General features: G+C 67.4%; 14 protein-coding genes. 7 read left to right on the top strand and 7 right to left on the bottom strand.

Annotated features, from left to right (window positions below; translation table 11 throughout):
• Positions 1–11 precede the first annotated feature (11 nt).
• The 3 genes from FBZ83_RS03800 to FBZ83_RS03790 are packed head-to-tail and all read right to left on the bottom strand — an operon-like array spanning position 12 to position 3,340.
• On the bottom strand, positions 12–1,025 hold the full coding sequence (locus tag FBZ83_RS03800) for a hypothetical protein (RefSeq protein WP_145681123.1): 1,014 nt from the start codon (positions 1,023–1,025) through the stop codon (positions 12–14).
• Between the two features lie 25 nt (positions 1,026–1,050).
• Entirely contained in the window at positions 1,051–2,328 is a 1,278-nt protein-coding gene (gene arsL / locus FBZ83_RS03795; RefSeq protein WP_211101616.1) for an arsinothricin biosynthesis radical SAM protein ArsL, read from the bottom strand.
• A gap of 22 nt (positions 2,329–2,350) precedes the next feature.
• Positions 2,351–3,340, bottom strand: coding sequence for a methyltransferase domain-containing protein (locus FBZ83_RS03790; RefSeq protein WP_186465959.1), 990 nt, complete (start codon positions 3,338–3,340; stop codon positions 2,351–2,353).
• A gap of 317 nt (positions 3,341–3,657) precedes the next feature.
• On the opposite strand from FBZ83_RS03790, the gene FBZ83_RS03785 reads away from it, so the two are divergent.
• The 7 genes from FBZ83_RS03785 to FBZ83_RS03760 all read left to right on the top strand — a co-directional run bounded on the left by FBZ83_RS03785 (position 3,658) and on the right by FBZ83_RS03760 (position 16,649).
• A complete protein-coding gene (locus tag FBZ83_RS03785) occupies positions 3,658–4,491 on the top strand; it encodes an AAA family ATPase (RefSeq protein WP_145681120.1) in 834 nt (277 codons plus the stop codon).
• Positions 4,488–5,822, top strand: coding sequence for a nitrogenase component 1 (locus tag FBZ83_RS03780; RefSeq protein ID WP_145681119.1), 1,335 nt, complete (start codon positions 4,488–4,490; stop codon positions 5,820–5,822). The genes FBZ83_RS03785 and FBZ83_RS03780 overlap by 4 nt, the downstream gene beginning before the upstream one ends.
• Entirely contained in the window at positions 5,822–7,132 is a 1,311-nt protein-coding gene (locus tag FBZ83_RS03775) for a nitrogenase component 1 (RefSeq protein ID WP_145681118.1), read from the top strand. The genes FBZ83_RS03780 and FBZ83_RS03775 overlap by 1 nt, the downstream gene beginning before the upstream one ends.
• A gap of 17 nt (positions 7,133–7,149) precedes the next feature.
• On the top strand, positions 7,150–7,299 hold the full coding sequence (locus tag FBZ83_RS31320; protein WP_186465958.1) for a hypothetical protein: 150 nt from the start codon (positions 7,150–7,152) through the stop codon (positions 7,297–7,299).
• A 67-nt stretch (positions 7,300–7,366) separates the two neighbouring features.
• Positions 7,367–8,392, top strand: a complete 1,026-nt coding sequence (nifB, locus tag FBZ83_RS03770) for a nitrogenase cofactor biosynthesis protein NifB (protein WP_145681117.1) — start codon at positions 7,367–7,369, stop codon at positions 8,390–8,392.
• A gap of 485 nt (positions 8,393–8,877) precedes the next feature.
• On the top strand, positions 8,878–9,741 hold the full coding sequence (locus FBZ83_RS03765; RefSeq protein ID WP_145681116.1) for a hypothetical protein: 864 nt from the start codon (positions 8,878–8,880) through the stop codon (positions 9,739–9,741).
• Positions 9,742–10,067: 326 nt separating this feature from the next.
• Positions 10,068–16,649, top strand: a complete 6,582-nt coding sequence (locus FBZ83_RS03760; RefSeq protein WP_145681115.1) for a hypothetical protein — start codon at positions 10,068–10,070, stop codon at positions 16,647–16,649.
• 416 nt (positions 16,650–17,065) lie between these two features.
• Here FBZ83_RS03760 and FBZ83_RS03755 read toward each other — a convergent pair whose 3' ends face one another.
• The 4 genes from FBZ83_RS03755 to recF form a co-directional block, all read right to left on the bottom strand.
• Complete coding sequence (locus FBZ83_RS03755; RefSeq protein WP_145681114.1) at positions 17,066–18,439, bottom strand: tyrosine-type recombinase/integrase; 1,374 nt, start codon at positions 18,437–18,439, stop codon at positions 17,066–17,068.
• Positions 18,440–18,823: 384 nt separating this feature from the next.
• Positions 18,824–19,384 (bottom strand): hypothetical protein, encoded by a 561-nt coding sequence (locus FBZ83_RS03750; RefSeq protein WP_145681113.1) that lies wholly within the window; start codon positions 19,382–19,384, stop codon positions 18,824–18,826.
• A gap of 272 nt (positions 19,385–19,656) precedes the next feature.
• Entirely contained in the window at positions 19,657–22,140 is a 2,484-nt protein-coding gene (gyrB, locus tag FBZ83_RS03745) for a DNA topoisomerase (ATP-hydrolyzing) subunit B (protein ID WP_145681112.1), read from the bottom strand.
• Between the two features lie 101 nt (positions 22,141–22,241).
• Positions 22,242–23,462 carry a DNA replication/repair protein RecF gene (gene recF / locus FBZ83_RS03740; RefSeq protein WP_247888123.1) on the bottom strand — a complete coding sequence of 407 codons (1,221 nt, stop codon included), beginning with the start codon at positions 23,460–23,462 and terminating at the stop codon, positions 22,242–22,244.
• Between the last annotated feature and the right edge of the window lie 48 nt (positions 23,463–23,510).

Below are 23,510 nucleotides of genomic sequence, written 5' to 3'. Positions count from 1 at the left end.
CAAAGTGTTGTTCAGCAGCAGCCCGCTCCCGGGGCGCAGGCCGGTTCGGCGCCGGAGTCGCCCGGCTTCACCAGGCCCTTGGTCACCCGCGGGTCGCGCCGGCGCGGCGTGGCGCAGTCGTACGGCGGCGCCTCCCCGATCGGTGGCGCCGCCCGCGACGGCAGGCCGATGAAGAGGCCGGCGTACGGAGCCGTCATGAGCAGGTCGTAGGTCTTGGCGCAGACGGCGGTGCGCTCGCCGCGGACGTAGCGGTGGCCGTCGTCGTCCCAGGTCTCGCGGAACGGGCCGCGGTAGATGACCGCGTGCCCCTGCTCCAGGCAGGGGCCCTGCTTGCCCTTGAAGGCGGCGATCAGGAACGGCCGCGCCTCCGCGGCGCCGGGCGGGACGGCGATGGCGTCGCCGCTCCAGACGTAGCCCATGCCGTGGAACCCGGCCCGGTCCAGGGCCGCGACAAGGTCCGTTTCCAGCGGCACCGCGTTGACGGTGACCTCCCCCAGCGCCACGGGCGGGGCGCAGGACACCGGCTCGTCGGCCAGCAGAACCGTGAGCAGCAGGCGGCCGCCCTTGCGCAGCACGCGAAAGCTCTCGGTGAGGACGGCGGCGGCCTCGTCCGCGTGCGCGCGGTTCACCGTCAGATCGAGGACGAGCAGGTCGAGGCTGTCCGGCGGGATCAATGGGGACGATGCGCCCGCCGCCTCGATGGCCCGGCGGGCGGCGGCGTAGCTGTCAGCGTCGCGTGGCGTCAACGCGGCCAGAATGGCGTTGGCGGCGGCCGGATCGGTGCGAAGGTCGCCCAACGCGCCGTGGACGGCGCGCACCGCGCCGCGCCGCGCCGGTGCGATGCCGGCCACGGCGCGGTCGAGCAGGGTGCCGTCCGGCTCCACGAGGGTCAGCCGGCCCGTCGCGCTCAACGCGTCCAGCACCAGCGCCGCCGCCGCGCCCGTCGTGCCGGCCACCGCCGCGGCGGTGGCCGCTTCTCCCTGCAGGACGGCGCGCAGGGCCTGTGCAAATCCCAGGTCGCTCATGGCTGGTCGTCTCCGTCCGGCGGGGTCAGCACTTCAGGCAGCAGCGCTTGAAGACGCCCGGCTCGGGCGGGGCCACGTTGGCGTAGTACATGGCGTCGACCTCGGGGTCCGGATGCTTCCACTCGTAGTGGAACTCATGCTCGACCAGCTCGATCCCCGCGGTGGAGGCCCGGCTCAGCAGTGGGGAGCCCTTGTAGAGATGCAGCCGCGTCTCGTACTGGATCGGGTCGATGACGTTTTCGAGGCCGTTGCGCGCCACGAAGTCCGTGAAGGACACGATGTCCTGCTTGGAGACCCAGGGATTGTACATGATGAAGGTCGGGTTCAGGGTGATGCCGACCGCGTGGAGCTGGGCGATCGCCGCCTCGATGTCCTCGACGGTGATCTCCTTGGCGACGATGTCGAGCACCCGCTGGTTGGGGAACTCCAGCGCCGACGTGACGAAGCGGACCCCGAGACCGGCCATCTCGCGGAACAGGTCGGGGTGCTCCAGGATGTGGTCGACGCGGGTGGTGAAGTCGTAGGTGAGTGCCGGGAACGCCTCATGGAGCCGGCGCAGGATGCGGACGCCATGGTTCTTGGAGTTGAAGAACTCGGCGTCGGTGAAGGTCAGGTGCGTCATGCCCTGGCCGATCAGGTTGCGCACGTCCTCGACCACGATGTCGTCGCCGATCATCACCACCTTGCCGTCGTAGGCGGCGTACACGGAGCAGTAGGTGCAGCGGTGATGGCAGCCGCGGGTGGCCTCGACTCCGCCCACCACATGCAGACCGCCCAACAGCTTCTCGACCTGCGGCTGCGGGTACTTGACCAGGGCGGGAGCGAGGCTGCGGTCCGGCAGGGCGATCTTCCCGCGCGCCAGATACGGATGCGGGACGCGGCCGCTGCGGGCCGCCTCGGTGTCGGCGAGGCCCGTATGGTCCAGGTCGGCGCCATCGAGCACATGCCGGGCCAGATTGACCAGCGGCTGCTCCCATTCGCCCACCACGGTGTAGTCGCCGTAGCGGCCGGGCAGGCGGCCGGCGTTGAGGGTGGCGTACTGGCCGAAATGCACGACGGTGGCGTCCGGGTTGCGCTCGCGCGCCCGCTCGATCACCTGGAGGCCGGCGTTCAGCGAATCGAACAGCGGCATGGACACCGCGATGACCTCGGCGTCGTCCAGGGCCTCCTCGGCGAAGCCCTCCACGTAGGTGTCGAGCAGGCGCGCGTGGTAGCCGTTCCGGTTCAGGGCGGTGACGGCGGAAATGGCGGTGTTGGGCTGGTACCCGCCCTCGAAGCTTGAGACGACCAGGACGTTCGGCACGGTTTCCATCCTTTCTTCACAATCAGCAGCAGGCGCTCGCCGGGCCGCAGCAGGACTCGCCGGGGGCCGCGGTGGCGGGGGCAAGGGGCACGAGCTCGCGGGCGCAGGGGCCGGCGGCGATGCCGGCGGGGAGCACCGCCGGCCGGCCACGGCGCAGACGCAGGCCGCTCTCGTGCACCACCTCCAGCCAGGGGCCGCGGTACAGCGCCTCGACCGGCGCAGCGCCGGCACCCCGGTCGTCGTGGCGGGCGGCGGTGAGCAGCACGGCGTGGATGGCCGCGCCGGCGGCGGTGGCGATAGGATGGCCGGAGCGGTACTCGATCCGCACGCCCGCGAAGCCGGCCTCGTCCAGCAGGGCGTACAGGGTCTGCTCGCCGATCGCCGGCGCCGGCAGGGTGGCTTGGGCCGCGTCCGACAGCGTGCCGTCGGAGACGGCGCACAGCAGGGCGCAGCGGCCGCCGGGTTTCAGGACACGGGCCATCTCCGCCAGAGCGCGGCCGGCGTCGGCGGCCCGTTCCAGCACGGCGGGCAGGTCGACCAGGGCGATGTCGACGCTGCAGTCGGGGATCAACGGGTTGGCGGCGAAGACGCTCCGCCGCCGTTCCTCGAAGGCCCGCAGCCGGTCCAGGCTGTCCAGCCCGGTGGCCGGGAACAGCCGGTCCAGCTTGTCCAGGTCGGTCTTCAGATCGGTGGCGTGACCGCGGCAGAAGCGCAGGTTGTCGAACCCGACGGCATCGGCGAACGCCTCCTGGACCTGCCTGGCCCGGGCGACACGGCCGCGGTCCGCCTCGACCCCGAACACCTTGCCGCCCGGTCCGACGATCTGCGCCAGGGCGTAGCACGCCCAGCCGCTGCCGGCGCCCACATGCAGCACGGCATCGCCGGGGTGGGCGTAGCCCAGCAGATCCTCGGCCGCCGGATCCTCCTCACCGGCCAGAGCGGCCGGTATCCGTGCCACGACGTCAGCCGCCGGCCAGGCGGGACGCGCGTCGCCGTGGGGCATGGAGCCCATCGCTTTGTTCCTTTTGCTGACTGGCGGGCCCCGGTTGCTGCACGGAAAAGGCGCGCAGCTATCCGAACGCCTCGCAAAAACCATACGCATTTTGGTAGTTAGTTGTGCGCATGGTTGTATATGCGTCAGATTGTCGCCTCATAATGGATGTGTTGTTTCAATTTATCCCGTTATAAGAGAAAAAATCTAATCAATGAGCACACTCTAGTATGCGGCGCGGCTGCGGTTCCCCTGGTCCACGGCCGGGCGACCGCGGGGCGCGGTCCACAGTGGCGATGCGGGCGTGCGCCGCGACGAGGGACATTCGGGAGCGAGGAATGCGGCATATCGCGATCTACGGAAAGGGCGGCATCGGCAAGTCGACGCTCTCGTCCAATCTGTCCGCGGCCATTGCGGAACAAGGGCTGACGGTGATGCAGATCGGGTGCGACCCCAAGGCCGACTCCACCAAGAACCTGACCGGCGGCCGGAAGATCGCATCGGTGCTGAGCCTTGCCGAACGCTACGGCATCGCCAAGCTGGAGCTGGAGCAGGTGGTGACCCGCGGCTTCAACGACGTCTACTGCGTCGAGGCCGGAGGTCCCGAGCCGGGCATCGGCTGTGCCGGGCGCGGCGTCATCTCGGTGATGGATTGCCTGAAGGAGCTGGACGTCTTCGACGAACTGAAGATCGACGTGGTGCTCTACGACGTGCTGGGCGACGTGGTCTGCGGCGGCTTCGCCGTTCCGCTGCGCGCCGGCTACGCCGATCAGGTCTACGAAGTGACCTCGGGCGAGATGATGGCGCTGTATGCCGCGAACAACATCGCCCGTGCGCTCAACCGTTTCGGGCAGCGCGGCAAGGTGCGGCTGGGCGGCCTGATCTGCAACCAGCGCAACGCCTTCATGGAGCGCGAGGCCGTCGAGGCGCTTGCGGCGAGCCTGGGCAGCCGCGTCACCGCCTTCGTGCCGCGCGACAACGTCGTCCAGGAATGCGAGATGCAGGGCAAGACGGTGGTCGAAGGCGCGCCGGACTCGGCGCAGGCCAACGTCTACCGCAGCGTCGCCCACACCATCCTGACCAACGAGGCCTATTCCATCCCGACGCCACTGACCGACGATGAGTTCGAGGAACTGCTGGTGCGGGTGAAGGCCGAGGGGCTCGCCGCATGACGCCGGCCATCGAGGAACGGATGGGGCTCTTCTCGGAGCTGGTGGAGGCAGTCGAGGCCGACGCGGTGCACATCCGGGAAGGCCTGGACATGCACCAATTCTGTGCCTACTGGGGCGCACACGAGATCTTCGGCTACATCGACGACTGCGTCTGCCTGGTGCACGGGACGGCGGGGTGCATGTCCAACCGGCGCTTCCTGCTGCCGTTCGGCGGCGCCGACCAGTGCCACATGGAGCCGCAGTACACGACCGCCTTCTCCGAACATGACGTCATCTTCGGCGGCGAGCGCAAGCTGGCCGAGGCCGTCGCGCTGGTGCAGGAACGCCACGACCCGCGCCTGATCGCCGTCATCACCAACTGCTGCGCCGACATCATCGGCGACGACGTGGGGGGCGTGGTGCGCGGCATGCAGCGCGAGGGACAACGGGTCGTCTGGCTGCACACCGCCGGCTTCACCGGCAAGTCCTACCGCAAGGGCAGCGAGGAAGCGTTCCGCGTGCTCGCCGGGCTGATGGCGGAGGCCCCGGCGAAGCCGGTGGTGCCGGGCACCATCAACCTGTTTCCGCGGCGCTGGATCTGGGGCGAGAACCAGAAGCGCGAGGCCGCCGAAGGCATCCGGATGCTTGAGAAGCTTGGCCTCCGGGTCAACTCCATCCTGCGCAAGGGCATCCCCTACGAGGAGTTCCTCGACCTGCGCACGGCGGAAGCGAACGTGTCGCAGTGCTTCTACTGGAGCATGGCGCTGTTCGAGGAGATGGCCACCCGGTTCGGCACCAAGTCGATCAAGGCGTCGAATCCCATCGGCCTGACCGCATCGCTGGCCTGGATGGACGCGACGGCCCGCGCCATGAACCTCGACGTCGATCTCCACGACGACCCCGAGGTCGCCGAACTGCTGGACCTGCGCGAGCGGGTCCGCGCCCGTCTCGGCGGCGGCCGCAAGGCGGTGATCTGGACCCAGACCGGCGAGAAGCTGATCGGACTGGCGAAGTTCGCCCGCGACGTCGGCCTCGACCCGATCGTGGTCGGCGTCGATCCCGCCGTCGTCCGCGACAAGGTCAGCATGTTCCGCAAGGAGGTGAACGACGGCTTCGACGTGCCCCTGTACCTGTCCAACTACGTCGAGGAGATCCAGGAGCTGGTGAACAGCCTGGGCGACCCGGTCGTGCTGTGCAACGAGGACTATTTCCCCGGCCATGCCGTCTTCCGCTACCAGTGGAACGACCAGCAGGCTTATGGGCTGGCCGGCGCGCGCAGCCTGTACGCCGAGATGCTGACCACGGTGGAGCGCCGCCGCAGCCGGTACTCCCTGCTCGGGGAGGTCGTGTGATGGACGGCATTCCGGACTTGGAGCCCCAGGGGGCGGCGGGCGTGTCGGGGCCCTGCATGGTGGATCCGGTCACCAAGTGCGCGATCTTCGGCATCGCCCAGGTGGTCGGGGAAATCCGCGGCGGGTCGGTGCTGGTGCATGGCCCGAAGGGCTGCGCCTTTCCCGCCTACGAGGCGACCCACCTGTCGCGGGTCACCTTCAACTATTCCGAAATGTGCGAGAAGACCGTGATCTTCGGGGGCGAGACGCTGCTCGGGGAGAAGCTGTGGGAGACCTACCACGACAACAACGCCGGGCTGATCGGCGTCATCTCCACCTGCTCGTCGGACATCATCGGCGACGACATCGACGGCGTGATCGGCAGCGCCGGTCTGCCCGTGCCGGTTCTGAAGATCGAGGGCGCCGGGTTCAAGCGCACCCACCGGCAGGCCACCGACCACGCCATGGCGGTGCTGCTGAAAGGGCTGCTGCCGGCGCGTGACGGGTCCGACGGGTCCATCAACCTCCTCGGCCACGTCGGCGCGCATTCCCGCTGGAAGGACGACTGCAGCCAGCTCCAGGCCATGCTTGCCCGTTTCGGGCGGCCGGTGCGCACGCTGTTCCTCGACAACGACCTGTCCGACCTGACGGCGGCGGCGGCGGCCGACCTGACCGTTCTGGCCTCGCCCGACATCGGCGGCGAGGCGGCGCGCGTCCTCAAACGCAAGGCCAAGATCCCCAGCATCGCGCCGCCGCCGCCGATCGGTCTGGAGCGCAGCGTGGACTGGCTGATCGCCGTCGCGGATGCCCTCGGCACGCCGCTGGCGCGCGCCGATGCCGATGCCGTCGCGGACGAAACCCGCCGGCGCTTCTGGGGCAACCTCGGGCGCGTGACGTCGCAGCGCCCCTTCGACAAGCTGCGCACGGCGACGATCGCCATCGTCGCCGAACCGGTGCTGGCGGAAGGCTACGCGCACCTGCTGGCGTGCGAGCTGGAAGCGGTGCCGGCGCTCGTGGTCCTGAAGACCGGCACGCCGGACGAGGAGTCGGTGCGGGCTCTCGCCGACGCCCTGCCGGCCACCAGCCGCGTCGTGGTGACCGGCGACAACGCCCGCATCGAGGCCGAGCTGAAAGCCGCCGGGCCCGACGTCCTCCTGGGCAACGACCTGGACTTTATCAAACACCGCGGCGTCGGCAAGGTGGCCTACGTGGGGATCTCCTATCCCTCGTCCCGCCGCGTCTACCTGAACCCGCGGTCCTACTGGGGCTTCGACGGCGTGCTGAACTTTGTCGAAGACCTTTTCAACGCCGTCGCGGATGCGCACGGTTGAGCGAGGGAGACAGCACCATGGACGAGAAGACCGAGCCGAAACCCGCCGAGGCCAAGGCCGAACCCTGCTGTGAGCCGGAGGCCGCCAAGCCGAAGAACTTCAGCAAGTACGACTACCGCCGCAAGGAGCATGGCCAGGAGGCCACGCGCCGGAAAGGCTGCTGCTGACCTCCCGGGACCGGCGGCCCCGGCGGCCGTCGTCCCTCCCCTCACCGACACCGTGAACGGCCCGGCCATGCCCGCATCCGGCATCCCCTCACCATCCCCCCGAAACGCCTGCGCGACCGCCTGCAGCGGTGGCGGCGCGACCGCCGCGTCGGAGTCCCTCGAGGCGAGGGTGGCGCGGCACCCCTGCTACAGCGCCAAGGCCCATAAGGCCTTCGCGCGCATGCACGTTCCCGTGGCGCCGGCGTGCAACATCCAGTGCAACTACTGCAACCGAAAATACGACTGCTCGAACGAAAGCCGGCCGGGCGTCACCAGCACGCGGCTGACCCCCGCGGAGGCGGTGCGGAAGGTGCTCACCGTCGCGGCGCGCCTGCCCCAGCTCAGCGTCGTCGGCATCGCCGGTCCCGGCGATCCCCTCGCCAAGCCGGACGCGGTGTTCGAGACACTGGAGCGCCTTCGCGCCGCGCTGCCGGACATCACGCCGTGCCTGTCCACCAACGGGCTGGTGCTGGCCGACTATGTGGAGCGCTTGAAGGCCCTGGGCGTCGGCCACGTGACCATCACCATCAACGCCACCGACCCCGACGTCGCGGAGCGGATCTATCCGTGGGTCTACGCCGAGGGGAAGCGGCATGAGGGCCGCGCCGGAGCCGCGGTCCTTCTGGAGCGCCAGTTCGCGGGCCTGCGGGCCGCGGTCGCGGCCGGCATGCTGGTCAAGGTCAACTCGGTGATGATCCCCGGCATCAACGACGAGCATCTGGTGGCGGTCAACCGGGCGATCACCGCGCGTGGCGTCTTCATGCACAACATCATGCCGCTGATCTCCGACCCGGCGCACGGCACCCCTTTCGGCCTCGCCGGCCAGCGGGAGCCGACCGCGCAGGAGCTGGAGGGCCTAAGGGCGCGCTGCGCCGGACCGGTGAAGCTCATGCGCCATTGCCGCAAGTGCCGGGCCGACGCCATCGGGCTCCTCGGTGAGGACCGCCACGCGGAGTTCGCCAACGTCAGCCTGAGCGTCGAAGAGATGGAGGTCGGCCTCAAGCGCCGCGAAAAGTACTTGCGGTATGCCCAGGGCTTCGAGGGAGCGCCCTGAGCGCGCACGCCGTGTCGCGCCATTCCCGCGTCTTGGAGGTTGCCGCATTCCGTCGTTGGGAACCTGCCAGGAACGGCACCAACAGAAGCTTGTTCGAGGGCAATCAGCGTTGTCACGCCGCTCGCCGCAACATCCGCTCTGGTGCTGGCCTGACGCGGAGAATGGTTGCCACCATGTTGGACCAGTTTGTCGCCGAAGCCGATCACGTCTGACAATGCATGAGCGCTCATGTCGCATGCGCCGGTCCGCTTTGCGCCAGGAGCGGACATCAGGAGAGCCCCCTCGGAGGACGCAACTGAGCATGATGTGTCAAGTTTCACCATGTGGAAATGCTGCGAAAGCAGTCTTTCATTCATGATGGAGCAGCCATGCCCACTACCCACTGATGTGCCTTTCGGACAGCGGACTAAACGGGTAGAATGATCGACGACTGATGCCAATCGGTTTCTAAGTGGAGGCGCAGGGTGTTCCCAGGGGTTATCGAAATGAAATCCTCAGAAGTTAGGGGTGTTTGTAGAGAAAACATAGAGTCTCTTGAGCATTGGCTTCGTCGACTCATAGATGAGGTTTTATTATCGGCATATGGAGATTATTTAAATTATCAAGACGCCAACGGAAATAGGATAATCAAGACCAAACTTGTACAGGACATAATGAATCGGCGGGCCAGGGAGCCAGAGAGATACCCTCGGCCAGTAGACGCCATACTTCTAGACGATGCCATTGATATCATATGTAAGCCGGATTTGTATAATAATCATTTCCGCAAAGCACTTGACATAGCCTTCCCTAACGGCTGCCAGGAAGCCAGAACTTTTCTGCAGCGAATAGCTGCGCCAAGGAACAATCTCGCGCATGCAAACCCGATAAGCATAAGGCATGCAGAGCAGATAATTTGCTACACGCACGATGTTATCGACTCTTTGAAGGCATATTACGAGGCCATCGGCATGCGGGAAGAATACAACGCTCCACTTATTTTAAAGGTGACTGATTCCTTTGGCGCATCATACGTTCGCCAGCAATGCGGAGTTGTGCATGATGGCGGAATAACTCTTAGTTTTTACGATAACCCGCAAAATAGCCTTCGGCCTGGGGATAATTTAACCATTGAGGTCGAGGTGGATCCCTCCTTTTCCCCAGATGACTATGCTATTTCATGGGCGTCTACAAAAACGATTCCAAATTGCAATCGGCCTGTATTGCATTTAAAAATAGAAAATAAACATGTCGGCCAGCGATTTGACATTCAATGCCGCATCACAGCAAAACGTGATTGGCATAGAATGGCCATGGGTGCCGATGACTTTCTCATTATGTATTATAAGGTCTTGCCACCTATCGCCTGATGAAGCGCGGAATCATCGCTTAGTATGCTGCGCGGTAAGCCTAGCCAAGAGCCCGTCAGGTTAAAAATTTATGGCACCCAAAGTCCGCTTCGGGTCAGGAGCAGACGTGCTCATGCGGCGGCTTTGCGCCCTAATCTCAGTCGTTCAGACTGCCAATTGGCGGTCCTGAAAGCTGCCATTCTTTCGCCCGTCAACTCGCGGGTCAACCATGACGTGACGGTCGGTACGCGTCTTCCGCCACCGGCGGCACAGCATATCCGATCGGGAGGCTAGCGACGCAATTAACGTGGAACGCCGCCCGAAAGAGCCTAAGAATTAGAGCGATCATGAGTGACCAGGACGAGACCGACACGACCCCGATCGCGATCGACAAGGTGCGCGCGTCGAAAGCGGGGCACGCTTATCACGAGGCCTGGGCCGCGCGGTCGGCGCTTGAGCTGCTGCTGCCGGCCACCGACCTCGTCGCGATTGCTCTCGAAGGTTTCGATGAGGCTGACGAGCGCGATCTCGGCAACGGTGCGGTGGAGATCGCCGATCTCGTCCGCTATCATGGCGCGCGCGACATCGCCCGCGCTTCGCACGTGGCAATTGTCCAGTTCAAATATTCGATTGCCAGCGCCGACCGCGCGGTACGCGCTGCGGATCTGGCCAAAACGCTCACCAAGTTCGCCGTTACCGACGCAGAATTGCGGACCAAGCACGGCGATGACCATGTCGACCGCGTGGTAAGCTTTGAGTTCGCCACCAACCGCCCAATCCATGCCGACCTGCTGGCCGCCGTAACGGCGATCATATCGGGCGAGAAGACGCAGGGCGACGTCGCTCGTCAGGCCGCGCAGCTCGCCACCGCTCTCGAATCCTATTCCCATCCGCATGCCGGGTTGCTCCGCCGGTTCGATCTGGTCGGCAGCCAAGGCAGCCTTGTCGATGCCGAACGCGCGGTATCGGCTACGCTCGCCGCGTGGAGCGAGGCAAGCGATCCAGATGCCGAAAAGCGGCTCTTGAAGCTGCGGAACCTCATCCGCATCAAGGCCGGCCCGGGGAGCGACGCCGACAAGACCATCGACCGTGTCGCGGTGCTCGCCGAGCTTGATGTTGAGCATGAAGACCGGTTGTACCCGACGCCCGATGCGTTTCCGGACGTGGCCGATGTGATACCGCGCGCCGTGTTCGAAGAGGTTGCCGAGCTTGCCCGGCTGCCCGGCGACCCGCTAGTCGTGCACGCGGCCGGTGGCATGGGCAAGACCGTCCTGATGCAGGGCCTCGCCGACTGTCTGGTCGCTGCGGGACCGATCATTCTATTCGATGGGTTCGGGGCCGGGCAGTGGCGCAATCCGTCCGACGGCCGGCACTTGCCCGAGCGCACCCTCGTTCATCTCGCCAATCTCCTGGCTGGGCAGGGGCTGTGCGACATCCTCTTGCCGATCACCGACGTCACGGGCCTGCTCAGGGCCTTTCGGCGCCGGCTCGCCCAGGCCGTGGCGACCGCGCGGCAGACGCAGGACGGGGCGCTTGTCTCGCTGGTGCTCGATGCGGTCGATCATGCTGGGCTCGCAGCACAGGAAACTGGTGCGCCGTCCTTTGCCCATCTGCTGCTGCGCAGCATGGGGATCGAGCCGATCGAGGGTGTTCGGGTGGTTGCGTCGTGCCGGACCGAGCGCCTCGCGATTGCGACCGGCGATGCCTCTTGCCGGACCTTCGCGATCCCGCAGTTCAGTGAAGGCGAGGCGCGCGACCTGATCCACCGGCGCGTGCCCGACGCGACGGTCGTCGAGGTAGCGGCGCTGATCGGGCGTTCCGGCCGCAATCCGCGCTGCCTTGACAATCTAATCGCTGCGGGACGCCCGTTCGATCCGCTCGTCCTCCCCGACACGCCGGGTGAAGCGGCAGCGTTGCTCGATACGCTGCTGCGCCAGCGCCTCGAGGGCGCGCGCGCGGAAGCGCGGTCGCGCGGCGCAACCAACACCGATATCGACCTCCTCCTGACCGGGATTGCGTTGCTCGTGCCGCCGGTTCCGATCGACGAACTTGCCGCCGCATACGGTCTCGACGCAGCGCAGGTCGAAAGCTTCGCCTCCGATCTGGCGCCGCTCCTCGAACGGACGGCACATGGCCTGATGTTCCGCGACGAGCCGACCGAGACGCTAATCCGGTCGACCTATGGCGGTGCCGCGGCCGACCAGAGTCGGATCATCGCCGGGCTCCAGGCACGCCAGTCGAGCTCGAGCTACGCCGCACGCGCCTTGCCCGCGTTGCTCACCTCGCTGGGCGACGTCGATCAGCTGATCGGCTTGGCGTTTGATCCACGCGTGCCCGACGGCTCGTCGCTGGTCAGTGCGCGCGATATCCGGCTCGCGCGGATCACCGCCGCCATTTCGCTGTGCGCCGCGCTCGGCCGGCGCGACGATCTGTTCCGGCTGTTGCTGGAAGCGTCGCTGGTCGCTGCTGGACACGAGCGGTCCGATCGCTTTCTCTACGAATATCCCGATCTCGCCGCGGTCGCCGGCGATGCCGAGGCGCAACGTCGCTTGGCGGTCACGCAGGTCGGCTGGCCAGGCGGCAAACACGCGGCGCAAGGGATCGCCAGCAGCTTCGCCGGCGATCACGACGAGGCGCGCCGCCATGCTCGGCGATCGATCGACTGGCACAACTGGGCGCTGAAATCCAAGACGAGCGACCGGTTCGGCGACCGGGCAGTGTCGCGCGACCGCGACGATATCGGCTTCGCGTATGTCGAGATGCTATCCGGCAATGACATCCGCATCGCCAAATTCCTTGCTCAGCGCGGCAGCGGCGTCGCATTTCGCAAGTTTGACGACTTGTTTGACCTGTTCGAGCGTCATCGCCGCTCGCCGCATTCGCCGGCCACGGACCTCTCAAGGCGCCTTGCACATTGCCGCATGCCCTCACGTGCTTTGTATGCGGCAGCGCTCCGCTATTGGGGGGACGACCCCGCTGTTGCGCGCCGGCTGATCGCGCAACTGGGCCGCGCCGACGAAGCCGAGAAGGAGGAGTGTGGACCGCTGGCGATGGCGATCAGCCTCGCGATCGCACGGGCGATCGATCTCGGTCTCGAAGGAGACGCGGACGCCATTATCGGTGTAGCGGTGCATTCGTCCGCGCCGATCCACAACTATTCGAGTTACTATTCGGTCGAGCGCACGATCGACGCCACGGTTCTCGGCGCGGGTGTACGGGCCGCGCTCAACCGTAAGCCGGTCACACTGCTCGACATCGCCCCCACTGAATTGCTGGCCCTCGTGCCAGCGAGCGCCAAGGCGCGCGGCCCGGCCGCGTTCAAGCGTATTCTCGATCAGAAGCTTGCCCCACCCAGCCCCGGGGGCGGCCGTCCTCGGCGAAAGCGACGGGACCGCCTCGATGAATCGAGGCGGTCGGACTATGCGCGGACGCTGAGCGAGCGGATCAACCCGTTGCTCGCCTTCGCACAGGCGTCGGCGGACATCGTGCGCCCGCCGGCTGGTCAGACGCGAATCGATATGGTCGCGGCGGCGTTCGACGCGCTTATCGCCACCGTTGAGCGAGTGTCGACCTATCCTTATCGAGACGGCAAGGCGTACGTTGCGCGGATCGGTTTCAGAGTGATCTTCTATCTCGCCGATGCCCTCGGCGCGCTCGATGCTGTGTTGACGCGCCGTATGGCGGATTGGGTCGCGACCGCGCCGGGTCTGTTCACGGCCGATCTCATCCACGTCGTAGCGCGGCTGTCGCGCGTGCCCGCGCATCATGACGCCGCGTTGCTGCTCGCCGCACAGGTTGAGCGCAAGATCCAGCTCGATACCGATATTGGCACCCGGGTCTCGACTTATGGCGATCTGGCCCGCGCGGTGTGGCGAGTGGGCATCGATGAGGCCGCGGTCTATTTCCGGCGCGCGCTCGATCTCGCCGACGCAATCGGGTCGGACGATTTCGATCGCACCAACCATTTGCTCGAACTCGCCGGCTACTATCCTGGGCCCGAACTGAGCCCCCAAGCCGCGCACTGCCTAGCCCGCATCCTCGAACTCAACCAGGGCGAGGACGGTCGGTTTCCCTGGATCGAATATGCCCAGGCGATGGTCCCCATCGCCGGTAGCACGATGCTTGCCACGCTGGGACGGCTCGATGATCGGGGTGCCGCCCGGCTTGGTCTCTCGCTCGGCCCGGCGCTGTCCGAACTGGTCAGGGCGGGGAAACTGTCGCCCGATTCAGCCGCCGCCTTGTGCGGGTTGTCGGCGCCGGTTGAAAGCTGGACGTGGCATTTCTCCGACGTGGCGGCTGCGATCGCGGAACGGCTCGCGCCTGAACGCCTCGAATGGTTTTTCCAGCTCGTTCTGGTCGAAATCGATCGCAACGATCAGCTGTTGCCGGAACGCGAGACCATCGAAGGGCTCAATCGCCTCGCTGAAGTGCACCTGCCGATTGCGTCACCCTCGCGGACGAGGATTGCGGCTTTGCTCGCACGACGGGGGCCGCCGGCCGCGCTCCCGCTGCCACCCACGTCCGCCACGGACGCGCCCGCGCCCTATCCGGTCGATCTGACCGATCCCGACCAGATCGATCGCGAAATTCTTCGCCAGGCGGTCGACCATGCGGGGCGGCGATGGGCGGTACAGACGCTGCGCAGACTCGCATCGGAGCCCGCAACCCCGGCGGCGCGGCTCGATTTTGTTCGCAATGTTGTCGAATTGTCGGCAGCGACGCTGGCCGAAAAGCTGCACGCACTCCACGATCATCTCGTGGCCTGGGCTGCGGTGTCCCCGGCCATGCGCGACGCGCTGCCGGCGCTCGGCCTTCGCCTCGCCGCCAAGCATGCCCTCGAGCTTGCTAATTCGAGTTCTGATGCGTTCGTGGGCTGGCGGGACCTCGTCAAATATTTCGGGTCCGACCTGGCGCTACTCGTCGAACGGGTGATCTCGGCGCTCCGCGCCAATGCCGACAATTTGGGCGGGAACGCCTGGCTTGCGCTCGCTGCCAAACTGGCGCGCGCCGCCAGCCCCGCCGCGATCGCCGAGGGACTGGAGCGCTTCCTGTCGCTGACCGACGCGAAGCTCCCGGCCGAAGTTGGCGACGGGCCGTGGACCCCGTCGTTCGTTGTGCCGAGCGACGAAACCGCATTGGTCGCCGGGCTGATCTGGTCGCGGCTTGGCCATTCGGGCGCCTCGATGCGCTGGCGCGCCGCCCATGCGGTACGGCGCTTCGCGGCGTTGGGACGGTTCGAGGTGATCGACTATCTGGTCATCCTGGCCGAGACGGACAGCGCGCTACCGTTCGTCGATGCCAAGCTGCCATTCTATGTCCTGCACGCGCGGCTCTGGTTGCTGATCGCGCTTGCCCGCATCGCCAAGGATGATGCGTCGCCGCTGGTCCGGCACCGGGACTATCTCGAGAGGGTCGCTTTCTCGACCGACTTCCCGCACGTCGTCATGCGCGAGTTCGCGCTCATGGCGCTACGCGCGATCGCGCCGCTCCTCGACCCCGCCGGGCGTGACGCGTTGACGGCGCGATTGGCGACGGCGAACCGGTCGCCCTGGCCTCACGCGCCGCGGGCGGACTATACCGAGTTCCGTTATCTGCCGCGGCCCGACGGGTCACCGCGCGCCGATCATGCCTTCTCACTCGACTATGATTTTTGCAAGTATCAGGTTGAACGTCTCTGCCACGTCTTCGCTTGTCCGGGCTGGCAGGTCGAGGACCGGATCAACATGGTAGTGAGGGGATGGGATTCGACCATCCGCGGAATGTATGAGGACGCGCGTAGCGACGGTATCGATCGCTCCTGGTCGTCGGGCTACATACCCGAGAGCGACCAATATGGCGGTTATCTGGGCTGGCACGCCCTGATGCTGGTTGCCGGCGACCTGATCGCCACCAAACCGGTGGTCGGCGAGCATTGGGATGGCGATGCCTGGATGGCCTTTCTCGAAGACTATTTGGTTTCCCGCGACGACGGGCTTTGGCTTGCCGATCTCACCGACCTGTTCCCGCTCGACCTCCCGAAGCCGCATGAGCTTGCGATGCCCGGCAGCGAGACCGCATCACTCGCCAAGGATCGGCCGCTGCTCTCGCCACTGCTAGGGCTGGCCGGCGACACGCTGGCGAGTGACTGGTTGCCGGTATCGGCGCGGTGGTCGCTCGATCGCGACACGACGCTGACCGTGCACAGCGTGATCGCCAATTCCGGCGATGCCCGGTCGACCGTCATGACCCTGCTGTCGGACGAGGCATTCTTCCGCTGGCTGCCCGACGATGAGGACGAGATCGCGCGCCATTTCGGGCGCGTGGGCCATAGCGTTCAGGCATGGGTGTCCAAGACACCCAATACCCAGCGCAAGCTCGACCGCTACGACCCTTATGCCGCGTCGACGGCGCTTGATCGGCCTTTCCCCGCTGAATGGGTGCGTGCCGAGCAGTCGATGGTGGCCGACGATGTCATCGTGCGCAGTTGGTCTCGCGACGGCGTGCCGGCTTATCGTGCAGAGGCTTGGGGTGCGGAAGGCGGTGTCGGCGAACATTCCAGGGGAGAGACCGGCTATCGGTTGTCGATCCGGCGCGACGCGTTAATCGACCGCCTCGCTTTGTCGGGCAAAAGCCTTGTTCTCGCGCTCAAGCTGCAGAAGTACCATAAGGGCAAGTCGACTGGGCAGCTTGGCGACACGAGCAGCTTCACCCACCGCTCGATGATCCTCGTTGTCAACGAGCGCAGCGTCGTATGGCTGCCGCAGCGCCTGTCGAAGCAGGCCAGGGCGGCGCTCGCCACGCTTGAGCCGGACAGCCGTCGCGACTTCTACCATCGGTTCAGGGCGCTCGCCGGGCTACCCGACGAATGGGCAGCACAGCGTGCGGCGCGAACGCTGGTCGATGGCGATGCCTATCGGATCATCATCGAGGGGCCCGATCTCGACCTCTAGGCTCGGTGATCCCGGCTCAATCAGTGTGCCAGGATATCACCCCCGGGTCCGGTCGCCTCCGGCGGTTAACGAAGAGATCTCCGGATCCGTTATGAGAGCCAAATGCGCGACCATTTCGATCTTGAGTGATCCGTTTACTTGAGGAGGTACGGTCGGTCTGCTACCGGCCCCAAACCAGCCATTTGTCTTCGTCACAGCTAACTTCTGCTTCTGGCGCAAAGCAGCCGTGAGCGATGATCCGCAAGGGGTCAAAAGCCGAAGTGGAGCATCCCCACCCAACACTGGGGACCGTACAGGGTGTCTGTTGGCGGGCGGCATCCGAAGGCATTTGCTCGGTCGGCCCAGGCACCGACCAACCAAATCCTGCGATCTGCCCTTCTCCATCGTGCTGGTGGCGACTTCGTCGATGGTGGCGATCACAGCGGGTCTTGGCCGTGGTCGCCACCCTGCCGGGCCCGTCGAATCCGCGCGACCGCCCCGCGCACCGCCCGCAAGCGCTCGGTGTAGCGCGCCGGCATCTGTGGCGAGGCCCAACGCCCGGCCTGCATGAGGCCGGCGAGGTCGACGCCGGCGGCGAGCAGGTCCTGGGCGGCGCCGACGCGCAAGGAATGACCGCTGAAGCCGACGGCCAGCGGATCGGCTGCGGCGGTGCGTCGGACGACGACTCGCCGCACCGCCGCCGGGCTCATCCGCTCACCCGGGCCGCCGCGCCGCAGATGGCCGAAGACGAACACTCCCTCCCGCGTCGGCGCGCCGGTGACCGAATCCGGCCAATGTGGCGCCACCATCCGCCACGCAGCGAGCGCGGCCATGGCCTCGGCCGACAGCCAAACCTCGGCGCCCTCGCCTTCAAGATCGGTCTTGGAGCGGCGGATGCGGATGGTGCCCTCGCCAGGCCGCGCCTCCGGGTCGTTGGGATCGACCGGGTGGAGGTCCGCCCAGCGCAGAGCCACCAACTCATCGGCGCGGGCCAGCGTGTCGCGCCCGACCAACAGAAGCGCCCGGTCGCGACGATCGATCGGGCGCTGCTGCTGATCGGTGGTGGTCGCCAGCCGGTCGAGGATGGGATCCAGCACGGCGTCGGTCAGCGCCGTCGCCTGCCGGTGGGCACTCCCGTGCTCCCGGGCGTGGCCGCGGCGTTCCAGGGTGACGCTCCAGTGGTCGCACGGGTTGCGGTGCTCGGCCGCCCGGTGCAGCAGGGCGATGGAGGCGAGGTAGCGGGCGATGGTCGCCGGTTTGCGGGTGGTCCCGGCGTCCTGGAGGAAGGCGCACACCGTCTCCGGTGCGGCGGGCAGCCAGGACAGGCCGCGGGCGCCGCACCAAGCGGCGAAGACGCGGGCGTCGGCGCGCACGGCGCGCAACGTGGCTGGGGCGAGGCAGCGCTGCGCCACATCGAGGAAGCGGCGCAGCGCCGCCAGGCCGGCGTTGGGGAAGTCGGTCTCCGGCAGGGGCGTGCTCAGTGCCGTGGTGGCGCAGGGATTGGCGTAGCCGCCAGCGGCGTGCCACCACGCCAGAGAGCTGCGGTAGCGGCGCAGCGTCGCCGGGGTCCGGCCGGCGATGGTCGCGTCGGCGAGGAATGCGGTCACCGTCGCTGGGCTGGCCGGCAGGGCGCGGTGCCCGGCCTGGGCGCACCAGCGGACGAACAGCCGGGCGTCGCCGAGCAGCGCCCGCCGGGTCGACGCGGCCATGGTCCGAGCCGCGAAGGCGGCGCGCAGCCGGGCGACGTCGGCGGCGCTGAGGTGCGGCAGCAGCGCGAAGGGAATGGCGACCGGCGGGGGAACGGCGGGCATGGGCGGCCTCCGGAGCGGCGGGCCGGTCCAAGGTGCCGGCATCCTTTCCCGACAACAGCGGAAGTCACGTGATAACCCCCCGATAACCGTGATTATCGCGGCGTTATCAGGGGCGCGCGCCCGAGCCATCCCGTGGTCCCGGAAGCAACCCCGCACGTTTCTAGCATAGCCAGTCTTTCGCGTCGGGGCGATCGGGGAGAGCTCACCCGTGTGGGATAGAGAAAGGTGAATTTGAACACGAACGTGGTGTTGAGCGGCACGGCCTGGTCGGCGCGCGGCATCGGACCGGACCTTGGCCGAACTGATCGGCCCACCGCCGAGTGTTACGGGGCACCCGTTGCTGGAGCCCCACAGAAAGCGAGGGGGGCTGGCGCCTCGTATGGCTCAGCGGCGCCGTGAGCGGTCATGCGCGCTGGTGGCGGTCCACAGGACGGCGTTGCGCCGGGCACGGCCGACCTCCTCGACGAGACCGCGCGCTTCGCGGAGGCGAAGGACGGAGATCACGGCCACCGCCAAGCGCCGGAATTCCAACGGGCGAAGCGCGACGTTCCGCTCGGCGCAGAGCGCGCGGACGATGTCGGAGGTGGACAGCGGGCGGGAGGCCTCCCGCAGCACGCGCAGGGCGTCGTCGGCAATCACACTCCGTTCGGTCGCGTGGCGCGGGCTCACGGGACTGGCCGTCGGGGCCGAGGCCGGCCGGGAGTGGCTGAACAGCCGGATGGCCCCTTCGAGGCACGTCAACTCCTGGTCGAGCGCGGCCACTTGCCGGGCCAGGTCCGAGCGGCGTGCGGCAAGTTCCGCATGCTTGTCCGCCAACGCGGAGAGGATCGCGTGAGAAGCATCATCCACTGCCGGGGCAACCGGCTGGGACTGGGCAAACGCATTCGACATTGGATGGCGGTTCCTGGCGATGCACCCGTCCGTCATGCCGGCGGACTTGATCATCGAAGGGGGCGCCGAACCGCCGCGGCGCAAGCGTCCCAAGGACTGATGGTGCAGGGCGCCAGCCCCAGTTCCCTGCGTGGGACGTCGTCTTCATGAAAAAGGGCGGACCCGGTTGGATCCGCCCCATTCTGCATCCGTTCTGTCAAGCTCCAGCTTCGCTTGATCTCAACCTTTCTCAATCATTGAGTGAAACTTCTCAATCATAGAGTTAAAGCTTCTCAATCATAGAGTTCGGTTTCTCAAGCTTTGCGTTAAGGACCACAACAAGTTCTTTACACGTCGAGGTTGGCGACCTTGAGCGCGTTCTCCTGGATGAACTCGCGGCGCGGCTCGACGATGTCGCCCATCAGGGTGGAGAAGACCTCCTCCGCCTGGTCCGCGTGGTTGACCTTCACCTGCAACAGCGAGCGCTTGGTCGGGTCGAGCGTGGTTTCCCAGAGCTGGTCGGGATTCATTTCGCCCAAGCCCTTGTAGCGCTGGATGGTCACGCCGCGGCGGCCCAACTCCATCACCGTGTCGAACAGGGCGACGGGACCGGTCAGGCTGCGGCTTTCCTTCTGCTTTTCGAAGGCGCGGCCCGGCTCGGCGTAGACGCGCTTCAGGTCCGCCGCGATGGCGTCCAGCTTGCGGGCTTCGGCGCTCTTCAGCAGGTCGGCGTCCAGATGATGGCGGTGGGTCACGCCGCGGCGCGTCCGCACCAGCGCGTAACCGCCCTGGAGCAGGCTCTCGCCGCGCCAGCCGCCTTCCACGTCCAGCGCGTTGAGCCGGGCGGCCACCGTCTCGGCCGCCTGCTGCGCCTGGGCGGTGTCCTGCGACAGCGCGACCGACAGGGCACCGCTCACCGCTGCCGATTCCACCACCGACAGGTTGCCGGCCTTGCGGGCCAGCGTCTCGATGTGCAGGCGGGCGCCGCGGGCCTGCTCGACCATCTCGCGCAGCGGCTCGCCGGTCAGCAGGGAGCCGTCGGCCGGACGCACGGACAGGTCGCCCAGCGCCGCCTCGATCAGATACTCCTCCAGCGCCCGGTCGTCCTTCAGGTACCGCTCCTTCGCGTTGCCGCGCTTGATGCGGTAGAGCGGCGGCTGGGCGATGTAGAGATAGCCGCGCTCGATCAGCTCCGGCATCTGCCGGAAGAAGAAGGTCAGCAGGAGCGTGCGGATGTGGCTGCCGTCCACGTCCGCGTCGGTCATGATGATGATCTTGTGGTAGCGCGTCTTGTCCGGGTTGAACTCGTCGCGCCCGATGCCGGTGCCCAGCGCCGCGATCAGCGTGCCGATCTCGGCCGAGGACAGCATCTTGTCGAAGCGCGCCCGCTCCACGTTCAGGATCTTGCCGCGCAGCGGAAGGATGGCCTGGAACTGGCGCGACCGGCCCTGCTTGGCCGAACCGCCCGCCGAATCGCCCTCCACGATGAAGAGTTCGGAGAGCGCCGGGTCGCGCTCCTGGCAGTCGGCCAGCTTGCCGGGCAGGGAGGCGATGTCGAGCGCACCCTTGCGCCGGGTCAGCTCGCGCGCCTTGCGGGCGGCCTCACGGGCGGCGGCGGCCTCGACCACCTTCTGGACGACGCGCTTGGCGTCCGCCGGATGCTCCTCGAAATACTGGGCGAGGCATTCGCCCACCACCGCCTCGACCACCGGGCGGACTTCGGAGGAGACCAGCTTGTCCTTGGTCTGGCTGGAGAATTTCGGATCGGGCACCTTCACCGACAGCACGCAGGTCAGGCCCTCGCGCGCGTCGTCGCCGGAGAGGTTGACCTTCTCCTTCTTCGCGATGCCCGACTCGTTGGCGTAGTTGTTGATCGCCCGCGTCAGCGCCGCGCGGAAGCCGGCGAGGTGGGTGCCGCCGTCCTTCTGCGGGATGTTGTTGGTGAAGCAGAGGGTCGTCTCGTGGTAGCTGTCGTTCCACTGGAGCGAGCATTCCACGGTGACCACGCCGCCATGCTCCGTCGGGCGCTCCGCCTTGATCGAGATCGCCGGCTTGTGCAGAGGAACCTTGGAGCGGTCGAGCCAGTTCACGAAGGCTTCCAGCCCGCCTTCATAGTGCAGGTCCTGGACCTTCGGCTCCACCCCGCGGGCGTCGGTCAGCACCAGCCGCACGCCGGAGTTCAGGAAGGCCAGCTCGCGCAGCCGGTGCTCCAGAGTCGCGAAGTCGAATTCGGTGTTGGTGAAGGTGTCCTTGGACGGCAGGAAGGTGACCTCGGTGCCGGAGAGCGGCTTCTGCCCGCCGTTGCCGTCGTCGACCATCGGCGCCGCGCCGATGTCCGCCAGCCGCTCGTCGGCGACGCCGTGGCGGAAGCGCATGAACCATTCGCGGCCGTTGCGCCAGATGCGCAGCTCCAGCGTTTCCGACAGGGCGTTCACCACCGACACGCCCACGCCGTGCAGGCCGCCCGACACCTTGTAGGAGTTCTGGTTGAACTTGCCGCCGGCGTGGAGCTGGGTCATCACGACCTCCGCCGCCGACACGCCCTCTTCGGAGTGGATGTCGGTGGGGATGCCGCGGCCGTTGTCGCGCACCGTGACCGACCCGTCGGCGTTCAGCTGCACCACGACCGCGTCGCAGTAGCCGGCCAGCGCCTCGTCGATCGCGTTGTCCACGACCTCGTAGACCATGTGGTGCAGTCCGGAGCCGTCATCGGTGTCGCCGATGTACATGCCCGGACGCTTGCGCACGGCGTCCAGCCCGCGCAAGACGGTGATCGATTCCGCGCCGTAATCCTGCTGCGGGAGGTCGTTCTTCAGTGCTTCCTGTGCCATGGCTCGACTATAGCAGACTGCGTTGGGTTTCGGCGGAATACCGTTCTTCGGTAAGCGATTTTCTGGGCTTTTCAGCCCTTTTTCGGGGGCTTTTTTGGGAGCTAGGCCGGGGTCACGGTCGCATCCTCGATGTGGAAGCGTTTGGCCGCACCGCCGAGCGGTCCGAAGACCGAATCGTCGGTGCCGGTCATCCAGGCCTGGGCGCCCAGCGCCAGGATTTCGTCGAACAGCGCCTCGCGCCGCTGCGGGTCGAGATGGGCGGCCACCTCGTCCAGCAGCAGCAGGGGAGCGGCGCCGCGCTCCGCCGCCAGAAGGCGGGCGTTGGCCAGCATGATGGCGATCAGCAGCGCCTTCTGCTCCCCGGTGGAGCAGAGCGCCGCCGGCATGTCCTTCTGGGCGTGGCGCACCGCGAGGTCGCTCTTGTGCGGCCCCAGCGTGGCGCCGCCGCCGTCCGAATCGGCGCGCCGGCTGTCGCGCAGCGAGCGGCGCAGCGCGTCCTCGGCGGCCAGCGCCGGGCCCTCGTCCAGCCAGCGCTCCACCGTGCCCTGCACCGTCAGGTCGGCGCCGGGGAAGGGGCCGACGGCCCGCCCGCAGGCGGCGCGCAGCCGCTGCACCACGTCGCGGCGGGCGGCGGCCACGGCGACTCCGGTGGTCGCCATCTGGTCCTCCAGCCCGCCCAGCCAGCCCTCGTCGCCGTTCCAGCCGCGGTGCCCCTCGCGCAGCAGGCGGGCGCGCTCGCGCAGGGCGTGCTCGTAGCGGCTGAGCCGGCCGGCGTGGGCGGGGTCGAAGCCGAAGACGAGGCGGTCGAGGAAACGGCGGCGCCCGCTGGAGCCTTCCAGAAACAGCCGGTCCATCTGCGGGGTCAGCCAGACGACGGCGACATGCTCGGCCAGCACGGTCTGGCCCTTGGCGGGATGGCCGTCCACCCGAACGACGCGGCGGTCGCGCTCCGCTCCGGACGCCGCCTGGGGGCCGATCTCGCGGCCGGTGCCGATCTCCACCGGGCCGGTGGGGGTGTCGAGAACGGCGGCGACCGCCCAGCCGGCGCCGTTGTTGGGGCCGTTGCCGGGGCCGATCCGCTCGACCTCCGACAGCTTGGCGCCGCGCAGGCCGCGTCCGGGAGCGAGGAAGCTGACCGCTTCGAGCAGATTGGTCTTGCCGGCGCCGTTCGGCCCGGTCAGCACCACCGGGCGGTGGTCGGGCTCCAGGCGCGCGCTGTCATAACCGCGGAAGCGGGTCAGGGTCAGGCGCGTCACCGCCAAGGCGGCCGGAGTGTCCACCACGGGGGCGGGGTAGGGCGAAGTCTGTCTGGCGTCGAGCAAAGCGTCCGATCCGGGATGCGGGGGCCGGGCCGCCGCACCCCGTCAGAC

The sequence above is a fragment of the Azospirillum brasilense genome (assembly GCF_007827815.1).
Lineage (GTDB): Bacteria > Pseudomonadota > Alphaproteobacteria > Azospirillales > Azospirillaceae > Azospirillum > Azospirillum brasilense_C.
This window is presented reverse-complemented; position numbering and strand designations above follow the sequence as displayed.

Excerpts from the sequence above, each read along its gene's own strand:
- gyrB (WP_145681112.1), bottom strand. The coding sequence starts at position 22,140 with ATGGCACAGGAAGCACTGAAGAACGACCTCCCGCAGCAGGATTACGGC.
- FBZ83_RS03785 (WP_145681120.1), top strand. The coding sequence starts at position 3,658 with ATGCGGCATATCGCGATCTACGGAAAGGGCGGCATCGGCAAGTCGACG.
- FBZ83_RS03755 (WP_145681114.1), bottom strand. The coding sequence starts at position 18,439 with ATGCCCGCCGTTCCCCCGCCGGTCGCCATTCCCTTCGCGCTGCTGCCG.
- FBZ83_RS03765 (WP_145681116.1), top strand. The coding sequence starts at position 8,878 with ATGAAATCCTCAGAAGTTAGGGGTGTTTGTAGAGAAAACATAGAGTCT.
- FBZ83_RS03790 (WP_186465959.1), bottom strand. The coding sequence starts at position 3,340 with ATGGGCTCCATGCCCCACGGCGACGCGCGTCCCGCCTGGCCGGCGGCT.
- FBZ83_RS03800 (WP_145681123.1), bottom strand. The coding sequence starts at position 1,025 with ATGAGCGACCTGGGATTTGCACAGGCCCTGCGCGCCGTCCTGCAGGGA.
- FBZ83_RS03750 (WP_145681113.1), bottom strand. The coding sequence starts at position 19,384 with ATGATCAAGTCCGCCGGCATGACGGACGGGTGCATCGCCAGGAACCGC.
- FBZ83_RS03760 (WP_145681115.1), top strand. The coding sequence starts at position 10,068 with ATGAGTGACCAGGACGAGACCGACACGACCCCGATCGCGATCGACAAG.
- nifB (WP_145681117.1), top strand. The coding sequence starts at position 7,367 with ATGCCCGCATCCGGCATCCCCTCACCATCCCCCCGAAACGCCTGCGCG.
- FBZ83_RS03780 (WP_145681119.1), top strand. The coding sequence starts at position 4,488 with ATGACGCCGGCCATCGAGGAACGGATGGGGCTCTTCTCGGAGCTGGTG.
- FBZ83_RS31320 (WP_186465958.1), top strand. The coding sequence starts at position 7,150 with ATGGACGAGAAGACCGAGCCGAAACCCGCCGAGGCCAAGGCCGAACCC.
- FBZ83_RS03775 (WP_145681118.1), top strand. The coding sequence starts at position 5,822 with ATGGACGGCATTCCGGACTTGGAGCCCCAGGGGGCGGCGGGCGTGTCG.